This window comes from Chryseobacterium antibioticum (assembly GCF_012927325.1).
GTDB classification, from domain to species: Bacteria; Bacteroidota; Bacteroidia; order Flavobacteriales; family Weeksellaceae; genus Chryseobacterium; species Chryseobacterium antibioticum.
Map to the genome: position 1 here is coordinate 1 of NZ_JABBGI010000070.1, position 1,949 is coordinate 1,949.

The window sequence follows — 1,949 nt, forward strand, 5'->3', positions numbered from 1 at the left end:
TTTATCAAATCTTATTTATTTTATTATACCTATTTACATATTCCCAAGTAGGTATAAATACGACGACACCAAATGCAGATGCTGCTTTGGATATAAACAGTAATAATAAAGGATTACTCATTCCCAGGGTAGTATTAGTTGCATTGAGTGATCCTGCACCTTTATCAGCACATGTAAAAGGGATGATTGTGTACAATTTAAGTTCGGTAAATTCTACTGTGACTGAAGGGTTTTACTATAATGATGGTTTTCAATGGACTAAAGTTAATAAGGATAGTTCTACGTTGGTTTCATTTAATACTACCGATCCAAACCAATCAGGAACAGTATTTTCACCGAATTTGCCTGCAAACTTCAATAATATATACGCTTCCTCAATTGACGGATCTTATTGGAAATATGACCAAATAAGTGCCATTTATATTTCGTACCAGCCGGATCCTTCTACAGAATGGTATTTAGGAGGTACTACTACAGATGCTTCCTTTAATAAAACGAATGCAATATATAGAACAGGAGAAGTAGGAATTGGTTCAACATCAACGATAGATGCCAGTGCAATGCTGGATGTTAATTCTAAAACGAAAGGTTTATTACCTCCAAGGATGACGCAGACAGAACGTGATGCCATTACACAGCCAGCAGAAGGTTTAATGGTATATTGTACAGATTGTAACGTAAGCACAGACGGTCTGATTAAAAATGGATGTTTGGTATATAATTATGGTACACCGGCAGCACCTCTTTGGGAATGCTTGGGTAGGCCAAAAGGAGCTGTACTTAGCGTAGATTGTGTTGGAAGTTCAATTAATGGAGACTATATTAAAGGGGTGGCTAATTCAGCATCCAATACAGTTATAATTAAAGTTGTCAATAATTCATTCCAGACTGTTACAAATGATTTCACAGGTTATCTTACATTATTAGGATCAGCGGCTGCAGGTCTTACGGTTTCAGGCCCTTCTCCGGCTCAGCCTGTCAATATTCCTGCTAACTCAAGCGTAAATTTAGTATATACGATCTCCGGGACACCTACAGTAGCAGGAGATTTTAGAGCAAAGTTTTCAGGAAACGGATTAGAGTGTGAAAAAGTTGGAACCGTAAGAGATGGGGCAGTTACTCCTGACTGTGCGAATGCTGTTGTGGCTTTGGCTCCGTTTAAATACCTGAAGAATGGTACTTCATATAGCGGAACAATAACAATACCATATACTTCTACAATAGCAGGTATTGCTTATCCGGCCCAAACTAATATTTCAATAGGTAACGGGCTTACCGTTTCCAGATCGGCAGGAACATTTGGACTTTCAGGTACTGTAGTATATACTATCGGAGGTACCTATACAGGTACTACCTGTCAGGAAATGACGGCTAATATCAATATAGTAGGAACTCAATCTTGCAGTGTGAAGATAGGGGTTGCCGAACCGTTTCTTTCAGGGACTTACGCATCAAGTCTTAATACAGTTTATTATCCTACCTGTGTAGCTACACAAGCTAACATGACAGATAATGATTTCGCTTCAGGTTGGGCTAATGATTATAACACTACTGGTACAGGTTCTACTGGTGGATTTGTAGAAATTACCTTCCCGGAAGAAAAAACGCTTAAAGAAATAAAGATATCAACCAGTGATCCTGCATGTTGGGGAGCTTATTCTGTATATGGTGAATATTATACAAATGCTTATACAAATTATTGGAAAACTTATGGTAATCCTAAAAAATACGCCTACGAAATTCAATATTGGAATGGTACAGCTTGGGTATATGCAGCAGAAGTGCCGGTAATGAGTAAAACTGCTCTGACTACAATACCTGTTTGTGAGATAAAAACCACAAAAATAAGAGTAACAGCAGTAAATGCAGCATATTGGGCAATAGGAACCTTCTATCCTGTAGTTTACAAATAAAGCCAAATAAACAAAAGGTTTTAAAAGTCAGGAAGT

The 1,949-nt window shown here is 37.8% G+C and carries 1 pseudogene; it reads left to right on the top strand.

Annotated elements, in window-relative coordinates:
* A pseudogene (locus HHL23_RS22335) lies at positions 1–1,913 on the top strand (hypothetical protein); the annotation flags it as partial.
* Positions 1,914–1,949: the final 36 nt, after the last annotated feature.